The organism is Mycobacterium shigaense (genome assembly GCF_002356315.1).
Taxonomy (GTDB): domain Bacteria; phylum Actinomycetota; class Actinomycetes; order Mycobacteriales; family Mycobacteriaceae; genus Mycobacterium; species Mycobacterium shigaense.
The window spans coordinates 839746-858657 of record NZ_AP018164.1; the positions used below are offsets into that span (position 1 = coordinate 839746).

The 18912-nt window shown below is 66.3% G+C and carries 22 protein-coding genes and 3 tRNA genes; 15 read left to right on the top strand and 10 right to left on the bottom strand.

All coding sequences use genetic code 11. The features are described 5' to 3' along the window. Window positions 1–3: 3 nt before the first annotated feature. A complete protein-coding gene (locus tag MSG_RS04010) occupies window positions 4–2391 on the bottom strand; it encodes a lysylphosphatidylglycerol synthase transmembrane domain-containing protein (protein WP_096437303.1) in 2388 nt (795 codons plus the stop codon). A 161-nt stretch (window positions 2392–2552) separates the two neighbouring features. Between MSG_RS04010 and MSG_RS04015 the strand changes: the two genes are divergently transcribed. Next, complete coding sequence (locus tag MSG_RS04015; RefSeq protein ID WP_096437305.1) at window positions 2553–3500, top strand: class I SAM-dependent methyltransferase; 948 nt, start codon at window positions 2553–2555, stop codon at window positions 3498–3500. Between the two features lie 32 nt (window positions 3501–3532). Then, window positions 3533–4048, top strand: coding sequence for a nitroreductase family protein (locus MSG_RS04020; RefSeq protein ID WP_096437307.1), 516 nt, complete (start codon window positions 3533–3535; stop codon window positions 4046–4048). A gap of 15 nt (window positions 4049–4063) precedes the next feature. On the opposite strand, the gene MSG_RS04025 is transcribed toward MSG_RS04020, so the two are convergent. Genes MSG_RS04025 through MSG_RS04035 form a run of 3 tightly spaced genes read right to left on the bottom strand, consistent with a single transcriptional unit; the run spans window position 4064 to window position 6995 of the window. Next, window positions 4064–5344: a cytochrome P450 gene (locus tag MSG_RS04025; protein ID WP_096437309.1), complete on the bottom strand. Its 1281-nt coding sequence runs from the start codon at window positions 5342–5344 to the stop codon at window positions 4064–4066. A gap of 49 nt (window positions 5345–5393) precedes the next feature. Next, complete coding sequence (locus MSG_RS04030) at window positions 5394–6785, bottom strand: NAD(P)/FAD-dependent oxidoreductase (protein ID WP_232011155.1); 1392 nt, start codon at window positions 6783–6785, stop codon at window positions 5394–5396. Window positions 6786–6794: 9 nt separating this feature from the next. Further along, a complete protein-coding gene (locus tag MSG_RS04035; RefSeq protein WP_096437313.1) occupies window positions 6795–6995 on the bottom strand; it encodes a ferredoxin in 201 nt (66 codons plus the stop codon). Window positions 6996–7089: 94 nt separating this feature from the next. Between MSG_RS04035 and MSG_RS04040 the strand changes: the two genes are divergently transcribed. Beyond that, window positions 7090–8109, top strand: a complete 1020-nt coding sequence (locus MSG_RS04040; RefSeq protein ID WP_096437315.1) for a patatin-like phospholipase family protein — start codon at window positions 7090–7092, stop codon at window positions 8107–8109. Window positions 8110–8236: 127 nt separating this feature from the next. On the opposite strand, the gene MSG_RS04045 is transcribed toward MSG_RS04040, so the two are convergent. The 3 genes from MSG_RS04045 to MSG_RS04055 all read right to left on the bottom strand — a co-directional run bounded on the left by MSG_RS04045 (window position 8237) and on the right by MSG_RS04055 (window position 10662). Further along, window positions 8237–8932: a crotonase/enoyl-CoA hydratase family protein gene (locus MSG_RS04045; protein WP_096437317.1), complete on the bottom strand. Its 696-nt coding sequence runs from the start codon at window positions 8930–8932 to the stop codon at window positions 8237–8239. A gap of 78 nt (window positions 8933–9010) precedes the next feature. After that, window positions 9011–9844: a hypothetical protein gene (locus MSG_RS04050; protein WP_096437319.1), complete on the bottom strand. Its 834-nt coding sequence runs from the start codon at window positions 9842–9844 to the stop codon at window positions 9011–9013. A 95-nt stretch (window positions 9845–9939) separates the two neighbouring features. Beyond that, window positions 9940–10662, bottom strand: a complete 723-nt coding sequence (locus MSG_RS04055; protein WP_096437321.1) for an MBL fold metallo-hydrolase — start codon at window positions 10660–10662, stop codon at window positions 9940–9942. A gap of 113 nt (window positions 10663–10775) precedes the next feature. On the opposite strand from MSG_RS04055, the gene MSG_RS04060 reads away from it, so the two are divergent. The 12 genes from MSG_RS04060 to rplA all read left to right on the top strand — a co-directional run bounded on the left by MSG_RS04060 (window position 10776) and on the right by rplA (window position 15857). After that, window positions 10776–10976 (top strand): type II toxin-antitoxin system VapB family antitoxin, encoded by a 201-nt coding sequence (locus tag MSG_RS04060; RefSeq protein WP_096437323.1) that lies wholly within the window; start codon window positions 10776–10778, stop codon window positions 10974–10976. Window positions 10977–11072: 96 nt separating this feature from the next. Then, window positions 11073–11145 (top strand) — tRNA-Thr (locus tag MSG_RS04065). 34 nt (window positions 11146–11179) lie between these two features. Further along, a tRNA-Met gene (locus MSG_RS04070) sits at window positions 11180–11253 on the top strand. A gap of 48 nt (window positions 11254–11301) precedes the next feature. Further along, a complete protein-coding gene (gene rpmG / locus MSG_RS04075; protein WP_003898538.1) occupies window positions 11302–11469 on the top strand; it encodes a 50S ribosomal protein L33 in 168 nt (55 codons plus the stop codon). Window positions 11470–11526: 57 nt separating this feature from the next. Continuing rightward, window positions 11527–12006, top strand: coding sequence for a (3R)-hydroxyacyl-ACP dehydratase subunit HadA (gene hadA / locus MSG_RS04080; RefSeq protein ID WP_096437325.1), 480 nt, complete (start codon window positions 11527–11529; stop codon window positions 12004–12006). Next, window positions 11993–12421 (top strand): (3R)-hydroxyacyl-ACP dehydratase subunit HadB, encoded by a 429-nt coding sequence (hadB, locus tag MSG_RS04085; protein WP_096437327.1) that lies wholly within the window; start codon window positions 11993–11995, stop codon window positions 12419–12421. Before hadA ends, hadB begins: the two co-directional genes overlap by 14 nt. 13 nt (window positions 12422–12434) lie before the next feature. Next, window positions 12435–12935: a (3R)-hydroxyacyl-ACP dehydratase subunit HadC gene (gene hadC, locus MSG_RS04090; protein ID WP_096437329.1), complete on the top strand. Its 501-nt coding sequence runs from the start codon at window positions 12435–12437 to the stop codon at window positions 12933–12935. Window positions 12936–13094: 159 nt separating this feature from the next. Then, window positions 13095–13167 (top strand) — tRNA-Trp (locus MSG_RS04095). A gap of 143 nt (window positions 13168–13310) precedes the next feature. Beyond that, complete coding sequence (gene secE / locus MSG_RS04100) at window positions 13311–13754, top strand: preprotein translocase subunit SecE (protein WP_096437331.1); 444 nt, start codon at window positions 13311–13313, stop codon at window positions 13752–13754. 32 nt (window positions 13755–13786) lie between these two features. Further along, window positions 13787–14548 (top strand): transcription termination/antitermination protein NusG, encoded by a 762-nt coding sequence (nusG, locus tag MSG_RS04105; RefSeq protein ID WP_096437333.1) that lies wholly within the window; start codon window positions 13787–13789, stop codon window positions 14546–14548. A gap of 95 nt (window positions 14549–14643) precedes the next feature. Continuing rightward, window positions 14644–15072, top strand: coding sequence for a 50S ribosomal protein L11 (rplK, locus tag MSG_RS04110; RefSeq protein ID WP_077086342.1), 429 nt, complete (start codon window positions 14644–14646; stop codon window positions 15070–15072). 77 nt (window positions 15073–15149) lie between these two features. Further along, complete coding sequence (rplA, locus tag MSG_RS04115; RefSeq protein WP_096444039.1) at window positions 15150–15857, top strand: 50S ribosomal protein L1; 708 nt, start codon at window positions 15150–15152, stop codon at window positions 15855–15857. A gap of 3 nt (window positions 15858–15860) precedes the next feature. Here the strand turns inward: rplA and MSG_RS04120 are convergent, their stop codons facing one another. From MSG_RS04120 to mmaA4, 3 genes are all read right to left on the bottom strand, one after another. After that, window positions 15861–17099, bottom strand: coding sequence for an RNA polymerase sigma factor (locus tag MSG_RS04120; RefSeq protein WP_096437335.1), 1239 nt, complete (start codon window positions 17097–17099; stop codon window positions 15861–15863). Window positions 17100–17108: 9 nt separating this feature from the next. Further along, window positions 17109–17807, bottom strand: a complete 699-nt coding sequence (locus MSG_RS04125) for a YciI family protein (RefSeq protein ID WP_096437337.1) — start codon at window positions 17805–17807, stop codon at window positions 17109–17111. A 99-nt stretch (window positions 17808–17906) separates the two neighbouring features. Then, window positions 17907–18803: a hydroxymycolate synthase MmaA4 gene (mmaA4, locus tag MSG_RS04130; RefSeq protein ID WP_096437339.1), complete on the bottom strand. Its 897-nt coding sequence runs from the start codon at window positions 18801–18803 to the stop codon at window positions 17907–17909. Between the last annotated feature and the right edge of the window lie 109 nt (window positions 18804–18912).

The following is an 18912-nucleotide window of genomic DNA, read 5'->3' on the forward strand; positions in this document are numbered from 1 at the left end:
CCGTCAGACCATCTCGTTCTCGGTCAGCCAGCGCATCACCGGCCAGCCGACGAAGACGGGCAGCCAACAGGTGAGCACCCGATACAACAGGACCGACGGCACGCCGACGGCCGCGGGCACGCCGAACGCGGCGAGCCCACCGATCAGCGCCGCCTCGACGGCACCGACGCCACCGGGTGTCGGCGCGGCCGAGGCAAGGGTGCCGCCGACCATCGTCACCACGGTGCAGGTGACAAACGTCGCACCGCCGCCGAAGGCTTCGATGCTGGCCCACAGCGCCAGCGCGGCCCCCAGAGTTGTTCCGGAGCAACCGAGTACGATCAATCCCAGGCGCTTGGGTTCGCGCGCCACCTCGACCAGGTCGTCGGCCAGCTCCTTGATCTTCGGGCGCAGATCCGTTGCCAGCCAGCGCCGCAGCGTGGGCACGAACAGAAACGTGCCCACGATGCCCAGCGCGACGCCGGCGATCAGATAGAGCACCGTGGCATCCGGCACGAAATGCGAGAGATTCGTCGACACGCCCGCGACGGCGCTGAACAAGATCAGCAGTGCCAGGTGCATGATCACCTGGACGGATTGCTGCAACGCCACCGCCGTGGTGGCCCGCATTGCCGACAACCCGCCGCCCTTCTGTAGGTACCGGGTGCTCAGCGCCAGCCCGCCGACCCCGGCCGGTGTCGTGGTCGCTGCAAAAGTGTTGGCCACCTGGGCAATTGATAATCGCCAGAAGCTCACCGTCTCGTCGGCCGACGCCCACAACGCGGCCGCGGCGCCCACGTAGGTCGACGCCGAGATCGCCAAACCCAGCAGGGCCCACCACCAGTTCGCGGTGCGCAGCTCGGAGAAGAAGGTAGGAACCGTGCTGATGAACGGATAGGCGACGTAGACCAGGGCGCCGAGAAGGACTAGCTGAATCAGCTGGCTACGGGTGAACCGGGTGATGGGTTCGGTCTTGATCTCGTCGGCACCCGTTTGCCGTTTGACCTCGACGCGCAGACTGGAAATCGTACCGCGTGGATCGGGCACCGCCCTCCGGATTCGTTTTGACACAGCCGATTTGGTGAGTCTGCGCGACGCGCGCAAGATGACGTCCTTGCCGAACGCGTCGATCGCCGCGCCCACCGCGGATTTCGCGTCGTACAGGGCGGACGTCGTCACCAGGAGTTGCGCGATGTCCGATTGCAGCTGCGCGTCGGTGGCGCCGTATTCGGCGCTGCCGAAGCCGCCGAACAGCACCTCGCCATCGTCGACTGTGATCTCGTTGCCGCGCAGGTCGCCATGCGAGATCCGGTAGCCGTGCAGTGTGTGCAGCGCCTCCCAGACCTTCTGGACGGGTGTCGTCGTCGCGCATTCGTCGAGCGGAGTTCCGCGAACGGGCTTGTGCGCGTAGAGCGTCCACCCGCGGTCGAGGGCCGCGAAGGCGATGGTCTCGGTGTTGGCGACGCCCGCGTCATTGATGGCGATGGTCATCAGCGCGCGGTGCTCCACCGCGCGGCGCATCGAGGCCTGCAGCGGCGCGGTTTCGGCATCGCGCAGCCGCAGCTTGCGCCAGAGCTCGCGCAGGGCACCGCCGCTGCGTTGATGCGGGCCGTACAACTCGATCTGCGCCCGTCCCCCGTCGGTGCCCGACTCGTCGGGACCGGTGCACAAAACGAGCGCGCCGGGGCCGGCGGGGCGGACCACCGTGAGCCGCGACACCACGAATCCGCGTTTGGCCATCGCGCGCACCGCGTCCTCCAGTGGAACCTCCAGCGCGGGGGTGCCGACGACGAGGACGATCAACGCGCCGACGAACCACCCCACCCCCAGGCCCACCAGCGAGCGGGCCGGGACGATGGCGCTGATGGCGAGGTGAATCGGCACGAAGGCCAGCAGCAGGGTCCACCACCAGCGCCGCCAGCGCGCGGGCAGCCACGGGCCGGACACCGTCAGCACCGCCGCCAGCATCGCGATCCACCGCGGGTCGTCGAGGAACTGGGCCGGCAGCGTGCTCAGCCGGTCCGAGACGTCGAAGTGCCATCGGAACGCGGCGATGCGGTTGCTGCTGATCGACAGCGGCAGGACGGCGAGAAGGGCGGCGGCCGCGTACGCGCCCAGCGTTTTCCACTGCCGGCCGACGATCAGGCCGATCAGGATCATGAACGGCAACGCCACGATGGCCAACCCGTAGACCAGGTACACGACGTCGGATTGCGTCGGCGTCAGGACGCCGACGACCCCGGAGATGGATTTCTCCAGCGCGATCCAGCGCGTGTGGGTGATCACGGTGCTGGTGATCACGGTCGCGAGGAACGCGGTAGCCAGCAGCAGCCGCAGGATGTCGTTGGTCCGCCGCGTCACGGGTTGCAGCAAGCTGCCGGAGACGCTGATGTCGCGCCCGTCAACTCGCATCTCCAGGTCCCTTTGCGATCCCGCCGCGCGGTAGGCGGCCCGTCGACAACTTAACCGGATACCTGAGGGCCAGCGCGCATGAACCTCGCGGACAGCTCGCTCACATATCACGGGCGTAAGGTCGTTACCTAGCCGTACTAGTCAAACGGGAGGACATCGGCGTGGCCAGAACCGACAACGACAGCTGGGAAATCACCGAGAGTGTGGGGGCCACCGCGCTGGGCGTCGCGGCCTCCCGGGCTGCCGAAACCGAAAGCGACGATCCGCTAATCCGCGACCCGTTCGCGCGGGTCTTCCTCGATGCCGCGGGCGACGGAGTGTGGAATTGGTTCGCCGCCCCGCAGCTGCCCGCCGAGCTGCTGGAGGCCGAACCGGACCTCGCGCTGCAGCAGCAGGCGATGGTCGGCTACATGGCGTCGCGGACCGCGTTCTTCGATTCGTTCTTTCTCGACGCGACGACCGCGGGCATTCGCCAGGTCGTGATCCTCGCGGCCGGCCTGGATGCCCGGTCGTGGCGGTTGCCGTGGCCGCACGGGACCACGGTCTACGAACTCGACCAGCCCCGGGTGCTGGACTTCAAGGCATCGACGCTGGCCGAGCACGGCGCGGAGCCTGCCTGCAACCGGGTCGCCGTGCCGGTGGACCTGCGTCACGACTGGCCGACGGCGTTGCGGCAGGCGGGTTTTGACCCCGCGGCGCCCAGCGCGTGGTCGGCCGAGGGATTGATGCCTTACCTGCCCGCCGCGGCTCAGGAGCTGCTGTTCGAGCGGATTCAGCAACTCAGCGCCGTCGGCAGCCGGGTGGCCGTCGAGGCGTTGGGACCGAAGTTCCTCGATCCCGAGCTCCGTGCGAAGCGGCGGGCCCGGATGGACCGCGTCCGCGCCATCATGGCCGACGCGGACCCGCAGCGCGAGATTCCCAGCACCGACGAATTGTGGTACTTCGAGGAGCGCGAAGACGTCGGCAGTTGGTTCGGCCGCCACGGCTGGGATGTGACCGTCACGCCGTCGGTCGAACTGATGGCCGGCTACGGCCGCAAACCGCCGCAACAGGTCGAGGACCAGGTGCCGGGAAACCTGTTCGTCGCCGCGCAGCGGTCCAAATCCTGACGAAACACGGTGCGGCACAAGGAGGGTCGAACATGGAAACCTGGGATGCAATCTGCGCGCGGCGCAACGTTCGGGAGTACACGCCCGACCCGGTATCGCGAGACGATCTGAACCGGATCGCCGAGGCCGGCTGGCGGGCGCCGTCGGCGAAAAACCGCCAGCCGTGGGACTTCGTCGTCGTCACCGACAAGGCCCAGTTGCAGGAGCTGTCCACAGTGTGGCGGGGCGCCGGGCACATCGCCAAGGCGCCGGCGGCCATCGCGCTGGTGGTTCCGGTGCCACCGGACGAGCGCCGGCTGGTGACCGACAACTACGACGTCGGTCAGGCGACGATGGCGATGATGCTCGCGGCCACCGACCTGGGCGTCGGCACCGGCCATTCGTCGGTGGGTGATCAGGAGAAGGCCCGCGCGATACTGGGCGTGCCGGACGACTATCTGGTGGCTTTCCTGCTGGGCATCGGATATCCGGCCGACCGACCGCTGCGGGTGATCCGCAAACCCGACCGCCGGCCGTTCGACGAGGTCGTCCACCACGGTCGCTGGTGAGCGGGTCCTGGGCGTTCAGGGCAGGATTTCGTCGTAGTCGACGGGCAGATGAAGTGGCCCGCGAAACACCTGGCTGATCCGGTACGGCGGCGGATCGGCCACCAGCCGTGGGTTTTTCACCCGGCGCAGGAAGGCCTCGAATGCGGTGTTGACCTCGAGGCGGGCCAGCGGGCCGCCGAAGCAGACGTGGATGCCGCGGCCCCAGCCGACGTGCTCGTTGTCCGGACGTTGCGGATCGAACGTGTCGGGATCGGCAAACCGCCGGGGATCGCGATTGGCCGCGGCGTAGATGAGATAGATGGGCGCGCCCTTGGGAATGGTCGTGCCGGCGATGTCGATGTCGGCCAGCGCCGACCGGGTCGGGAAGAACTGCACCGACGACTGCAGCCGGAGCACCTCCTCCACGGCGCCGGGGATCAATTCCGGTCTGCTGCGCAGCAATTCGATGGACCACGGGTTGCGCAGCGCGGTCAGCACGCAGTGCGAGATCAGGTTGACCGTCGAATCGTGACCGGCGAAGAACAGCAGAATGGTGTTGTTCACGATCGCACTCGGCGACATCCGGCCGTCAGGACCGTCGTAGTGGACCAATTGCGAAATCATCCCGTTTCCAGGTGATTTCACGGCCTTCTCGGCCAGCCCGGCGATGTACGCGTTGAGCTCGGCGTCGGCGGCTTCGCCCTTGGCGCGCCGGGCCTGGCCCTCCTCGGTGTGGATATCGGGGCCGAGGTCGAAGACGCCGGCCGTGATGTCGGCGAGCCACGCGTGGAATTGCGGCTCGTCTTCGACGGGCACGCCCATGATCCTGCAGATCACGTTGACCGGCAGCGGATAGGCGAACTCGTCGACCACGTCGATGCGCGTCTTGCCCCTCGCTTTGTCGAGCATTTCGTTGGCGATCTGCTGACACAGCGGCTCCTGGCCCGGGATCAGATCCGGCGAGTCCGGTGGGCCGAAAAAGTGCATGCACACCCGGCGCGCCCGGTCGTGCTCGGGCGGGTCCTGAGCGATGAAGCTCGGCTCCTTGCCGTATGCGCCCGCGATTTCGGGGGCGATTTCGGCGGGCGACTCGTCGGTGAACCGGCGACCGGGGCCGGCCGGCGGGCGGCTCTTGCGCAGGTCGGAACTCACCCGGGGATCGTGGGCCAGCGCCATGAGTTCCTCGTATCCGGTCACGGCGTAGATGCCGCCCGACACCCGCACCACCGGTGTCTTGCGCAGCTCGTCGAAAAACGGATACGGATTCGCGCGGTGCTCGAAGCGCATCGCGGCGTCGAAGGCTTCCTCGGGGGTCATCGGCGCCGCTCCTCCTCATCGCTTCGCTCTGCATCGTCGCCGGCGGGGTTCATCGGCGCCGCTCCTGTTGTCGGGGACGGAATTCGGCCCGCCGCTCGCTGGGGTCGTGTCCGGTCAACACCACGTCCGGTGTCTCGGTTGGCACGCCCCGCGCGGGAAAGTCGGCAGGCAGAACGCGCATATTCTCCGGGAAATCGAACCCGGGCGGATGGGGGGGAAACGGCCCCGAGTGCTCGATCTGATTGCGGTAGTAGTCGATCCACTTCGCGTGATTGAAGGTGACCGCGCCGACGATGCGGCCCTGGCGGCCGTAGGCCGCGGCGAACCGGCGCTCCTTGACCGAGCCCTGCGTGAAGACGATCTCGTCGCCGAACGACGGCACGCCAACGGATTTGATGTTCACGCCGAACTGCGCCGACCAGAACTGCGGAACCAGCAGATGTGCCCACCGGTCGACCTCGTCGCAGACCATGTTGTGCGCGGCGACCCGCGCACCCAGCACAGCGTTGTCCCAGTGCTCCATCGCCAGGAACTCGTAGTCGTACAGGACGTGCGGCGCTCGAGCGATGTCGCCCGCCACGAAGATGTGGTTGGTGACCACGCCGTTGATGTCGAACGCGCGACATCCGGCGTCGCAACCCACGCCCCAGGGACCCGCCGCCAACCCAGCGCCGTTGAGCCATTCGACGTTGCGGATCGACCCCAGCGACGTCACGACGACGTCCACGTCGAGGGTGTCGCCGTCGGAGAGCCGCGCGCGCCGCACCCGGCCGGCCGCGTCGCCCTCCAGCCCGAGCACCGAGACGCCGGTGCGCAGGTCCACGCCGGCGGCGCGCTGCATCTCGGCGGCGATCGCGCCGATCACGCCGCCCAGCGGACCGGACAGCGGCGCCGGGCCGCGCTCGGTGACCGTGACCTGAAGCCCGAGCTCGCGGCACATCGAGGCGACCTCCGAGCCGATGAATCCAGAGCCGATGATCAGCACCCGGCGCGGCCGGGCGGCCAGCGCGGCCTGCAGCCGCGCGGCATCGATGTTGGTGCGCACGGTGTACACGCCGCCCAACGCGGCCTCTTCGGTGTTGGGCCACCGCCGCGATCGCACGCCGGTGGCGATCAGCAGGCGGTCGCCGCCGACCTCGCTGCCGTCGGCCAGGCGCACCACCTGGCTGCTCCGGTCCAGGGCGGTCGCGGCGACCCCGAGTCGCCACTGCGCCTCGACCGCCCGCAGGCGCGGCAGCTTCGTGTGATCGGCCGCCACCCAACCCTTGAGGACCTGCTTGGACAGCGGCGGCCGGTCATAGGGCTCGTCCGGCTCGTCGCCGATGATGGTCAACTGGCCGCGAAAACCCTCATCCCGCAACGCCTCCGCGGCGCGCAGGCCGGCCAGTGAGGCGCCGACGATGACGATGCGGCCCGTGTCTTTGAAGCCGTCCCCGACCACGCGGATCCGCTACTCGAAGTCGAGCTTGTCGACGATGATCGCCTGCACCGGGCAGGCCGCCGCCGCCCGCAGCACCCGCAGCCGCTGCCTGTCATCGGGGTTGGGGTCGTAGGTGAGAGCCTCTTCGCCGTTGAGCTTGAGCACCTCCGGGGCCAGCGGGACGCAGTGCGCGTAGCCGAGGCAACGGTTCAAGTCGACGACAATCCGCATAGCGACCCCGATCCTCGAGACTGAAGATCCGACGCCTGGCAGCGTACCCCTGGACGCGGTGCGATATCGGACCATTGGAGGGCATGCTGGGGCGATGAGCAAACCTGTGGATCTGGTGCTGTCCGGCGGCGGAGTCAAGTTCATCGGCCTGGTGGGTGCCGTCGTCGCGCTGATGGATGCCGGATATGTGATCCGGCGGGTGTCAGGCGTGTCGGCCGGCTCGATCGTCGCGGCGGTGTTGGCCGCCGGGGCCACCGACGGCCAGCTCACCGGCGCGCAGGTCAAGGAGCTGGCCTTCTCGGTGCCGCTGCAGAAGTGGCGCGACGCGGGGCCGGTGCCGCTGCTCGGTGCCGCGTGGGGATTGGTGCGCGATACCAGCATGTTTCGCGGCGACGTCGCGTACGACTGGATCCGCGGCGAGCTGGCGAACCTAGGGGTCAACACCTTCGGCGACCTGATTCTCGACGAGGATCACCTGGTCGAGGGGCGGCGCTCAAAGCTGGTGGTGACCGTCGCCGATCTGACCGCCGCCCAGCTCGTGCGACTGCCGTGGGACTACCGCAGACTCTACGGCCTGGATCCCGACGAGCAGCCGGTCGCCGACGCCGTGCGCGCGTCGATTGCGATCCCGTTCTTCTACCCCCCGGTGAGACTGAAGAGCCGCCTCGGGGCAACCGCGACGACCCTCGTCGACGGCGGGGTGCTGTCGAACTTTCCGATCGACACCTTCGACCGGCCGGACGCAAAACCGCCGCGCTGGCCCACCTTTGGGGTCACGGTCCTACCTCGGTTGACCGAGGGCTTCAGCGCGGTGATGCCCGCGCTGAAGCCGCTGCGGTTCTTCGAACAGACGGCACTGCTGGAGAGCCTGCTCACGACGATGCTGACCGGCCACGACCAGACGCATCTGAACCAGCCGTGGGTCGCGGCTCGTGCCATCGCGGTCGAATCGACCAATGTGGGCGTGCTCGACTTCGATGTGTCGCGAGACCGCCTCGAAGAGCTCTTCGACAAGGGCTACGAGGCGGCTCAGGAATTCCTCACGACATGGGACTGGGCGGCGTATCTCGAACGGTTCCGCTGGCAAGTCGACGGCCGGCCAAAGGTGAAGTGACGGCGCCACGCGGACGTGCCAGACTCCGCAGTGGAGGAGGCGACAAGGGGGTGAGGCGGTTGCCCGGGCAACCGCGTCGCCTTCTCCGAAGGTCAGTTCATCGACCGTTGGGGCCGAGAGTTCGCGGCTACAGGCCGAACTCGGACTCTATGCCGTCGATTCCGGCACGCAGCGCCTTCAACGCGTCCGCCCGGGCGCGCAACTTGGTCGCCGCGTGGGCGTGCTGATGCAATTCGGCAAATCCACGGGCGGCCTCTTCGGCGCGGCTCAACACCATCTCGGGCAACACGATCTCGTCGACGAAGCCGGAGGCGACGGCGGTTTCGCCGAAGAACGACTTGGCCAGTCCGGTGGCCTGCTGGTACGCCGACTGCGTCAGTCGCAGCTTCAGGATCTCTAGGGCGGCGTACGGGATGGTCATGCCGATCGCGACCTCGTTGGCCTGGATGTTGTAGGCATGCGCGGCCACCCGATGATCGCCCGACGCCAGCAGGAATGCCCCCATCGCGATGGCATGACCGGTGCAGGCCATCACGACCGGCTTCGGGTAGGACAGCAGCCGATACGCCAACTCGAAACCGCCCCTGAGCATGTCGATCGCCGGCTGGACTTCGCCGGAGGTCAGGATCTTCAGATCGAAGCCGCCGCTGAACACGCGCTCGTTGCCGGCGATCACCAGCGCCCCGGCGTTGTCGCCGTCGGCATGGTCGATCGCGTCGTTGAGTGCCTGCTGCATCGTCGGGCCCAGCGCGTTGACTTTGCCGTCGTCCATCCGGATCACCGCGATGGAATCCAGGTGGGTGTAGGTGACCGGGCCGCTCATGGGCACTCCTTCGAAACCGACAGTTCGATTGAATCGGGTTGACCAAGGCCGAATTTACGCGCGGCGCCCAACCGGCCGTCACACGGACTGGTCGCGATGCTTACTCAGGTCGTCCTCGGCGTTGCTCCAGCGCAGCCGGACGTCGGTGGGTGCGTCCAGCTGCCTGGTGCGCCACCTGTCCTGAGTTTCGGCCACCGCCTTGTTGATTCGTTCGATTTCGCTGCGGAACACCTCGGGACTCGTTTCCTTGCTGGCGTAGTGGAAGTAGGTCAGCAGGCTGCGCAACAACTCGAGCTTCTGTTTCTCCCGCTTCGCCAGGTCGTGCGTCGTCATCAACTCGATGCGTTGCACGGGCGGCAGGGCGTCCCAGTCCAGCACCACCTCGGTCCGCAGCGGCTGACGCTCGCGCTCCCAGAATCGCCACCCGCGGGGCGTCTCCGGGCGGTCGTAGTAGATCACCGTCCCGGTGAAACGAGATTCGATGCCGGTGCCGATTTCCCGGCGGTCCAGCGCGGAATCCCACACCATCCGCCACTCTTGACCGGGGGCCAGCACGGGTAATTCGCGGGGGAGCTGCAGTTCGGCGACGTCGGCGTAGCCGTCGGTGGAATTCTCGTATTCGGCGACCGTCGGCGGATTCGCAAAAGAGAAGTGCACGTTGTAGGCGGCCGTGCGGCCGAAATTCTTGACCACCAACTCGATCACGTGCCAGTCCGCGGCGTGCGGCTCCATCAGCATGCCGACATGGGGCCTGGCCTGCTCGGCGGCCAGCCGGCGATTGCGGTTGATCTGGCGATTTGCGAAAACCAGCGTGACGATCGCGAGCGCGATTGCCGCCCACGCGGCCCACGCTATCCAGGTGCTGGGCTCCACATTGTTGACCCCGTGCCAGCCGTCCTGCATCCACCCCATGGAATTTATCCCCCCGCTTATGTGACAGCGATCTGCACAGAACATTTGCCGACTGCGGAATCACAATGACTCAACGTTGAAGCGCCGCCGAGTCGTCAGCCGCCCATCAACATTCGCCACTGGTGAAGGTTAGCGGCCCGATACACGTAATTGGAACGCTTGACGTCCGACAGCGACGCGCTCGGTTCCTCGGAATACCAATGGCCGGGAAATACCGTCGGGTTGCCCGGAAGCGCGGCGAGCTGCTGCAGGCTGCGATACATCTCGTCGGAGTCGCCGCCCGGGAAATCGGTGCGCCCGCAGCCATCCAGGAACAGGGTGTCGCCGGCCACCAGCCGGCCGTCGAGCAAGAAGCACTGGCTACCGGGTGTGTGCCCGGGAGTGTGCAGCAGCTCGATCTCGATATCGCCGATGCTGACCTTGTCGTGATTTTCGTGCGTGGTGAGATCGCCGACACCGATTCCGGTGACCCGCGACACCCAAAGTGCCTCATGGGAATTCACGTGGACGGGCACGTCGACCCGCTCCAGCAGCTCGGCCAGGCCCTTGAGTTCGAAACCCATCATCGATCCGCCCACATGGTCGGGATGATGGTGCGTCACCAGCATCCCGGACAGGTGCATGCCGTCGGCTTCCAGAGTGTCGAGGAGATCGCCGGCCGCGTACGCCGGATCGACCACCACGCAATCACCGGTCTGCTGATCGCCGATCAGGTAGGCGAAATTGCGCATTTGCGTCGCGACCATGTCACCTGCGGCGAAATCGCGCCCGGACAGCAGTTGGCGGAAGTAGAGCCGGTCCGCGGACGAATCTGACACGTCGATCAGACTATGACCCGGTGATCCGATCTCGTATTTCGGGCAGCACGGTCGGGACGACGATCGTCGCCTCGGCCCGGATTAGCCCTGCATGCAGTGGGTATTGTGTTCCCATGCTCAAGAAGGTCGAGATCGAGCTCGATGACGATCTGGTCCAAGAGGCTATCCGCCGATTCCACGTGGCCGACGCGCGCGAGGCCGTCCATCTCGCGCTGCGCAACCTGCTCGGCAAGGCGGACGAGGCGGGTGAGGTGTACGACGAGTTCAGTGACCCGAGTGCGTGGCTGCCGCGCCGAAACGGCGAGGCCGGCTGATCGCCGGCCGCCGCTGTCGGCTGGTTTGGTGCCGTTGCGCGCCAGGCTGTACCCTCTTTTAGGCCCGAGCCGTGACCAAATTGCTACGGGTGAAAGGCCCCCTTAGCTCAGTCGGTAGAGCGTTTCCATGGTAAGGAAAAGGTCAACGGTTCGATTCCGTTAGGGGGCTCGGCGGACGCCGAGCAGGCTGGCGGCGCACCAGAGGCGATGTAGCTCAGTCGGTTAGAGCGAACGACTCATAATCGTTAGGTCGCCGGTTCGAGTCCGGCCATCGCTACAACTGAAACAACGCGACGTAAAACGACAGATTTGAAAGAGAACGGTCATGGCTTCCAGTACCGATGTGCGGCCCAAGATCACCTTGGCGTGCGAGGTGTGTAAACACCGCAACTACATCACCAAGAAAAATCGCCGCAACGACCCCGACCGGCTGGAGCTGAAGAAATTCTGCCCCAACTGCGGCAAGCATCAGGCGCACCGCGAAACGCGCTGAATTTCCTGCGACCATTGAGCCCAGCTACTCCAGAGTGACCAGGTAGGTTCCAGAGCCGTGTCGTTGGCTGCAAGCATCGTCGGGAAGCATTATCGATACCCCGACTATTACGTGGTGGAGCGCGAGAAGATCCGCGAGTATGCGGTCGCTGTCCAGAACGACGAAACGTACTTCTTCGACGAGGATGCGGCCGCCGCGCTCGGTTACAAGGGGCTGCCCGCGCCGCTGACGTTCATCTGCGTTTTCGGCTACAAGGCGCAGGCCGCCTTCTTCAAGTACGCCAACATCGCGATCGAGGACTCCCAGGTCGTCCAGGTCGATCAGGTGCTTAGATTCAAGAAGCCCATCGTGGCGGGCGACAAGCTGTACTGCGACGTGACCGTGGATTCGGTTCGCGAAACGCACGGCACTCAAATCATCGTCACCAAGAACATCATCACCAACGATGCCGGTGAGGTCGTTCAGGAGACGTACACGACCCTGGCGGGCCGTGCCGGTGAGAACGGAGAAAAGGGATTTTCTGATGGCGCTGCGTGAGTTCAGTTCGGTGAAGGTGGGGGACCAGCTTCCGGAGAAGATCTACCCGTTGACCCGCCAGGATCTGGTCAATTACGCGGGAGTCTCGGGTGACTTGAACCCGATCCACTGGGACGACGAAATCGCCAAGATTGTCGGGCTGGACACCGTGATCGCGCACGGCATGCTGACCATGGGCATCGGCGGGGGCTACGTCACCTCGTGGGTCGGCGACCCGGGTGCCGTCACGGAGTACAACGTGCGATTCACCGCCGTCGTGCCGGTACCCAACGACGGCAAGGGTGCCGAGCTCGTCTTCAGCGGCAAGGTGAAATCGGTCGAGCCGGAGAGCAAGACGGTGACGATCGCCATCTCGGCCACCACCGGGGGCAAAAAGATCTTCGGCCGGGCCATCGCGTCGGCAAAGCTGGCGTAGGCGGGGCTGGTTTATGGCGCTCAAAACCGACGTCCGCGGAATGAGCTGGATCTACCCGGACCACTTCGAGGTCGGCCGCGAGCAATTGCGTGCCTTTGCCAGAGCGGCCAAGTACGACAATCCTGCCCACTTCGACGAGGCGGCGGCGGCGGAACTGGGCTACGACGGCCTGATTGCGCCGCTGACTTTCGTGTCGATCTTCGCGAAGATCATCCAGGACGACTTCTTCCGCAATGTCGACGTGGGCATGGAGACCATGCAGATCGTCCAGGTCGACCAGCAGTTCGTCTACCACCGGCCGCTGCTTGTCGGCGACAAGATCTTCGGCCGGATGGACATCGAGTCCGTCAACGAGCGCTTCGGCGCGGACATCGTCGTCACGAAGAACACCTGCACCAATCAGGATGGCGAAGTCGTTCTGCTCGCCTACACCACCCTGATGGGGCACGAGGGTGACGACTCCATCCAGCTCAGGTGGGACAAGGAAAGCGGCCAGGTCGTCAGAACCGCGTGATCAGTATCGGATTTCCCGCGCTCGGGGGCGATCAAGTACACTCGGACCTCGGGGTTTTCCCATTGCAGCGCGCTGTCCGGTTCGGCCCATTTCCGAACGGGGAGCGCGCGCGTCATGTAGGCCCCGGTAGGTAAGCGCAGGTTGGCCTGCCAACCGCGAAGGGGCGTAGCTCAACTGGCAGAGCAGCGGTCTCCAAAACCGCAGGTTGCAGGTTCAAGTCCTGTCGCCCCTGCAGAAGGCGACGTCCGACGACGATGCGGGCCGGAACGGCCCGAGGAGGAGTCGGACGATGAGATACGTGCCATGCTGGTCACTGGAGTGCCCGATCAGCACGGCACGGATCCCAGATACAGCTAGCGAACAAAGGAGCATGCGGTGAGCGACGAAGGCGATGTTGCCAACGACGCCGCAAGCGACGGTGGCGACGCCGAGCAGAGCCGCGAGAGCGGCGGTCGCACTGCCGTGGTGACGCGGCCGCAGCGCCCGACGGGCAAGCGGTCCCGGCAGCGCACGGCCGACGTGGACGAGGACGCGTCGGACGATGTCGAGGTCTCCAAGGAGGACAGGGCCAAAAAGGCTCCCACGGCCAAGCAGGCTAAGAAGCCGAAGAAAGCCGGCGAGCGTCGGGCCAATCCGTTCGCCTTCGTCTTCAACTACCTCAAGCAGGTCGTTGCGGAGATGCGGAAGGTCATCTGGCCGAACCGCAAACAGATGCTCACCTACACCTCGGTGGTGCTGGCGTTTCTGGCGTTCATGGTGGCGCTGGTCGGGCTTGCCGACTTGGGCCTGACCAAGCTGGTCCTGCTGGTGTTCGGCTGAGCTTGTGCAAGTGACAGAGAGGACTGAAAACCGTGACTACCTTCGACGGTGAACCGTCCGCGGGTGAGGCGGTCGACGTGCAGGACGAGGCCGCCGAGGCGACCGATACCCCAGCGGCCGCGGAGCCGGTAGCAGCGGCCGCTGAGTCGGCAGAGGAGTCCGCCGAGGACGTAGACCCCGCCGCGGCACTGAAGGCCGAGCTGCGTAGCAAGCCCGGTGACTGGTACGTCATCCACTCCTATGCGGGGTACGAGAACAAGGTCAAGGCCAACCTCGAAACCCGGGTGCAGAACCTGGACGTCGGCGACTACATCTTCCAGGTGGAGGTGCCCACCGAGGAAGTCACTGAGATCAAGAATGGCCAGCGCAAGCAGGTCAATCGCAAGGTGCTGCCCGGATACATCCTGGTGCGCATGGACCTGACCGACGACTCCTGGTCCGCGGTGCGCAACACCCCCGGCGTCACCGGATTCGTCGGCGCCACGTCGCGTCCGTCGGCTCTGCGGCTCGACGATGTGGTGAAGTTCCTGCTCCCGCCCGCCGCGACGAAGAAGCCGGCCAAGGGCGCAGCCACCACCGCTGCCGCCGCCGAGACCGGTGGCATTGAGCGTCCTGTTATCGACGTCGAGTACGAGGTCGGCGAATCGGTGACGGTCATGGACGGACCGTTCGCCACGCTGCCCGCCACGATCAACGAGATCAACGCCGAACAGCAGAAGCTCAAGGTGCTGGTGTCGATCTTCGGCCGTGAAACGCCGGTCGAACTGACCTTTACCCAAGTCTCCAAGATTTAGCTGGTGGTGATGCCGCGGACGCGGCAGCTACGCCCGAGCCGGGCGGGGCGGGTCACCACCATCAAACCCAGTCAGGAAGGAACGAACAACATCTCATGGCCCCGAAGAAGAAAGTCGTCGGGCTGATCAAGCTTCAGATCCAGGCGGGGCAGGCCAACCCTGCGCCGCCGGTCGGCCCTGCGCTCGGCCAGCACGGCGTCAACATCATGGAGTTCTGCAAGGCGTACAACGCCGCGACCGAGAGCCAGCGCGGTCAGGTGATACCGGTGGAGATCACGGTCTACGAGGACCGCAGCTTCACCTTCGCGCTCAAGACCCCGCCAGCCGCCAAGCTGCTGCTCAAGGCCGCCGGTGTCGGCAAGGGCTCGGCCGAGCCGCACAAGACCAAGGTCGCCAAGGTCACCTGGGACCAGGTCAAAGAGATCGCCGAGACCAAGAAGAGCGACCTCAACGCCAACGACATCGACGCCGCCGCCAAGATCATCGCCGGGACCGCCCGGTCGATGGGCATTACCGTTGAATAGGTCTGCATAAGCCCCTAACCGTGGGAGGGCCAGCTTCGGCCCGACTAACCACGACCCAACACAGATTGGATCAGCACGTGAGCAAGAACAGCAAGGCATACCGCGCCGCCGCCGAAAAGGTGGATCACGACAACCTCTACTCCCCGCTGCAAGCCGCCAAGCTCGCCAAGGAGACGTCGTCGAGCAAGCAGGACGCGACCGTCGAGGTGGCGATCCGGCTCGGCGTCGACCCGCGCAAGGCCGACCAGATGGTCCGCGGCACCGTCAACCTGCCGCACGGCACCGGTAAGACCGCCCGCGTCGCAGTGTTTGCGGTCGGCGACAAGGCGGAGCAGGCGCAGGCGGCCGGCGCCGACATCGTCGGCAGCGACGACCTGATCGAGAAGATCCAGGGTGGGTTCCTGGACTTCGACGCCGCGATCGCGACCCCGGACCAGATGGCCAAGGTCGGTCGCATCGCTCGGGTGCTCGGTCCGCGCGGTCTGATGCCGAACCCCAAGACCGGGACCGTCACACCCGACGTTGCCAAGGCCGTGTCCGACATCAAGGGCGGCAAGATCAACTTCCGCATCGACAAGCAGGCCAACCTGCACTTCGTGATCGGCAAGGCGTCGTTCGACGAGAAGAGCCTGGCCGAGAACTACGGCGCCGCGCTGGACGAGGTGCTGCGGCTCAAGCCGTCGTCGTCCAAGGGGCGCTACCTGAAGAAGATCACCGTGTCGACGACCACGGGCCCGGGCATTCCGGTCGACCCGTCCGTCACGCGCAACTTCACCGAGGCCTGACCTTCACCGCTCCGGTGTGAGTTCCGCGCCGGCGCACTCGTCGATGCGTCGCCGAAGGAACGCGCGGCCCGGGTCGGAGCCGTTGGACGCCAACGCAATCCGGTACCAACCGGCGGCGTCGGTATATCGTCCCGCGCGCCGCAGCAGGTCGGCACGCACCGTGGCGACGAGATTCGAGTGCGCCAGCCGAGGGTCGTCGGCCACCAGGTCCAGGGCGGCCAGACCGGCGTCGGGGCCGTCGCGCAGACCCACTGCCAGCGCGCGATTGGCCCGCACCACCGGCGATTCGGTCAGCTGTAGCAGCCGGTCGTAGGCCGCGCAGATGGTTACCCAGTCGGTCTGGTCCCAGGACGGGGCCGTCGCGTGCAGCGCGGCGATCACCGCCTGCGGCAGGTAGGGGCCGGTCGATCCCTGCGCGCGGCGCAACCGGTCCAGCCCGCGGGCGATGCGGCCGCGGTCCCAGGCGCCGCGGTCCTGCTCCTCGAGCGGAACCGGCATGCCCGCGTCGTCCCGGCGCGTCGCCCGCCGCGAATCGTGCAACAGCATCAGGGCGGCCAGCGCCTGCCCCTCCCGCTCGTCGGGCATCAGGGCGCACAGCTCGCCGGCCAGCCGAATCCCCTCGTCGCACAGTTCGTCACGGACCGCCGACGGGCCTGCGGTCGACCAGTACCCCTCGGTGAACACCGAGTAGATGCAGCCGAGCACGTGCGGGGTGCGCTCACCGAGCAGCTCGGCGGGCGGCACCCGCAGCGGAATGTTGGCATGCCGGACCTTGTTCTTGGCGCGGGTGATTCGCTGCCCGACGGCGGTCTCGGTCTGCAGCAGTGCGCGGGCGATCTCGGCGACGGTCAAACCCGACACCAGCCGCAGCGTCAGCGCCAGTTGCGATTGCCGGTCCAGCGCCGGATGCGCGCAGGTGAACATCATCCGCAGCTCGTCGTCGCGGACCGGATGCGGATCGGTGTGCTCGGTGCGGGCCCGGATCTCGTCCACGAAAGCCGCCAATTCCTTCCCGGGACGGACGGATTCGCGCCGCAACCGATCCCGGGCGCGGTTGCGCGCGACGGTCAACAGCCAGCCGCCGGGATGATCGGGCACGCCGGCGTCCGGCCAGGTGCGCAGCGCCTCGGCGCAAGCCTCCTGGACGGCGTCCTCCGCGACGGTGAGATCGCCGGACCATCGCGCGAGCGCGGCGACGGCGGGCCCCCACTCCCGGCGAAAGACGCCGTCCAGGTTGGTCATCGCGGCGGTTTAGAGTGCCGAGACCCCGGCCAGTTGCCGCAGCTGCACCGTCGAAGCGGGGATCATCGACGCGATCTTGACGGCATCGTCACGATCCGCCGCGCCGATCAGGTAGATGCCGGTGGCGATCTCGGCGTCCTCCACAAAGGGCCCGTCGGTGATCAGTACCTCGCCATCGCGCACCCGCACCGTCGTCGCCGTGGACCGGTCGTGCAGCGCGGCGCCGCCGACGATGTGATCGCCCGCGGCCGCGTGCAGGTCTGCGTGCTTGGCGGCGAGTGCTTCCCATTCCGGGGTGCCCGGCGGGTACGCGGTTTCCGGCGGTTCCAGCAGCAGTGCGAGCCAGTCGCTGCCGGTAAGCTGCCGGGACGGCTCGACCGAGTGGACCACGGGCCACAACTCCACGGCGCCGTAGGTGGCGATGGGGACGTCACGGGCCAGCGCCAACGCCTCGTCGAGGTTTTCCGCCTCGAACACGTAGTAGCCGCAGGCCACCTCGGTGCCCTCGGCGAAGGGGCCGTCGGTGACCACCGGGGCGTCACGGCCGCCGGTGATGACCACTCCCGCGGCGGCGGGCGCCAGGGCGTCGCCGGCCTTTATCGCCGGGCCGGCCTTGGTGTGGAAGTTCTGCCAGGCCGCCATGGCCGCGGCCGGGTCGTCGGGCGTGCGGTCTTGTTCCTTGCCGATCAACAGCGCGAAATACTGCATGTTCGTCACCTCTGGTCGTGAGCGCAGCCGTGTGCTCCACTCTCTACCTATTCGACGAACAGCGCAGCCTCAATCCGACACGGGCGCGGAATCGGCACCCTACGAGTTCGCGGCGCCCGGCTTAAGGTAGGTCACCAGACTGACATCGAGCATCTCGTCGGCGAAGTAGTGCTCGCAGCCGCGCAGGTATTTGATGTAGCGGTTGTAGACCTCTTCGGAGGTGACCTCGATGGCCTTTTCCCGGTTCGACTCGAGCGTGTCGCCCCAGATGCGCAACGTCTTGATGTAGTGCGGCCGCAACGAAAGTGGTTGGGGTACTAAGAATCCCGCCTCTTCGCCGTGATCGACCATCATCTGGGTGGACGGCAGGCGCCCGCCGGGGAAGATCTCGGTGACGATGAACTTGATAAACCGGGCCGTTTCGAAGGTCAGCTTCTTACCCCGGGCGTGCAGGTCGTTGGGGTGGTAGCTGACGCTACTCTGGACGGTCATCCGGCCGTCGTCGGGCATGATGTCGAACGTCCGCTTGAAGAAGTCGTCGTAGTTCTCGTGCCCGAAATGCTCGAATGCCTCGATCGACACGATGCGGTCGACCGGATCGGTGAAGTCCTCCCAGTTCTGCAACCGCACCTCGCGCGAGCGCCCGGTATCCAGGCCCGTCAGCAACTGCTGGCTGCGGGCGTGCTGATTCTTGGACAGCGTCAGGCCGATGACATTGACGTCGTATTTCTCGACGGCGCGCTTCATCGTGGTGCCCCACCCGCAACCGATGTCCAGCAGGGTCATGCCGGGCTTGAGGTCCAGTTTGTCAAGGTTGAGATCGATCTTGGCGTACTGGGCCTCTTCGAGGCTGAGCTCCGGCGGTTCGAAGTACGCGCAGCTGTAGGTGCGGGTGGGATCCTGGAACAACGAAAAGAAATCGTCGGAGAGGTCGTAGTGCGCCTGGATGTCTTCGGATCGCGTACGCTTGCTTATCCTGCCCTGTTCCAGCGTCATAGTCGTGTCCGCTCCTGCACATTGGTCCAAACTGCATGCAGGCAGGCCAAAACCCCCGATTGTGTTGAGGTGCAAACCCCCACCGAGGACGCGGCGCGCCCCTAAATCC

Excerpts from the sequence above, each read along its gene's own strand:
- MSG_RS04050 (WP_096437319.1), bottom strand. The coding sequence starts at position 9,844 with ATGGGGTGGATGCAGGACGGCTGGCACGGGGTCAACAATGTGGAGCCC.
- hadC (WP_096437329.1), top strand. The coding sequence starts at position 12,435 with ATGGCGCTCAAAACCGACGTCCGCGGAATGAGCTGGATCTACCCGGAC.
- MSG_RS04040 (WP_096437315.1), top strand. The coding sequence starts at position 7,090 with ATGAGCAAACCTGTGGATCTGGTGCTGTCCGGCGGCGGAGTCAAGTTC.
- MSG_RS04120 (WP_096437335.1), bottom strand. The coding sequence starts at position 17,099 with ATGACCAACCTGGACGGCGTCTTTCGCCGGGAGTGGGGGCCCGCCGTC.
- MSG_RS04020 (WP_096437307.1), top strand. The coding sequence starts at position 3,533 with ATGGAAACCTGGGATGCAATCTGCGCGCGGCGCAACGTTCGGGAGTAC.
- rpmG (WP_003898538.1), top strand. The coding sequence starts at position 11,302 with ATGGCTTCCAGTACCGATGTGCGGCCCAAGATCACCTTGGCGTGCGAG.
- rplK (WP_077086342.1), top strand. The coding sequence starts at position 14,644 with ATGGCCCCGAAGAAGAAAGTCGTCGGGCTGATCAAGCTTCAGATCCAG.
- MSG_RS04045 (WP_096437317.1), bottom strand. The coding sequence starts at position 8,932 with ATGAGCGGCCCGGTCACCTACACCCACCTGGATTCCATCGCGGTGATC.
- hadB (WP_096437327.1), top strand. The coding sequence starts at position 11,993 with ATGGCGCTGCGTGAGTTCAGTTCGGTGAAGGTGGGGGACCAGCTTCCG.
- mmaA4 (WP_096437339.1), bottom strand. The coding sequence starts at position 18,803 with ATGACGCTGGAACAGGGCAGGATAAGCAAGCGTACGCGATCCGAAGAC.
- MSG_RS04125 (WP_096437337.1), bottom strand. The coding sequence starts at position 17,807 with ATGCAGTATTTCGCGCTGTTGATCGGCAAGGAACAAGACCGCACGCCC.
- MSG_RS04010 (WP_096437303.1), bottom strand. The coding sequence starts at position 2,391 with ATGCGAGTTGACGGGCGCGACATCAGCGTCTCCGGCAGCTTGCTGCAA.
- MSG_RS04025 (WP_096437309.1), bottom strand. The coding sequence starts at position 5,344 with ATGACCCCCGAGGAAGCCTTCGACGCCGCGATGCGCTTCGAGCACCGC.
- MSG_RS04060 (WP_096437323.1), top strand. The coding sequence starts at position 10,776 with ATGCTCAAGAAGGTCGAGATCGAGCTCGATGACGATCTGGTCCAAGAG.
- MSG_RS04035 (WP_096437313.1), bottom strand. The coding sequence starts at position 6,995 with ATGCGGATTGTCGTCGACTTGAACCGTTGCCTCGGCTACGCGCACTGC.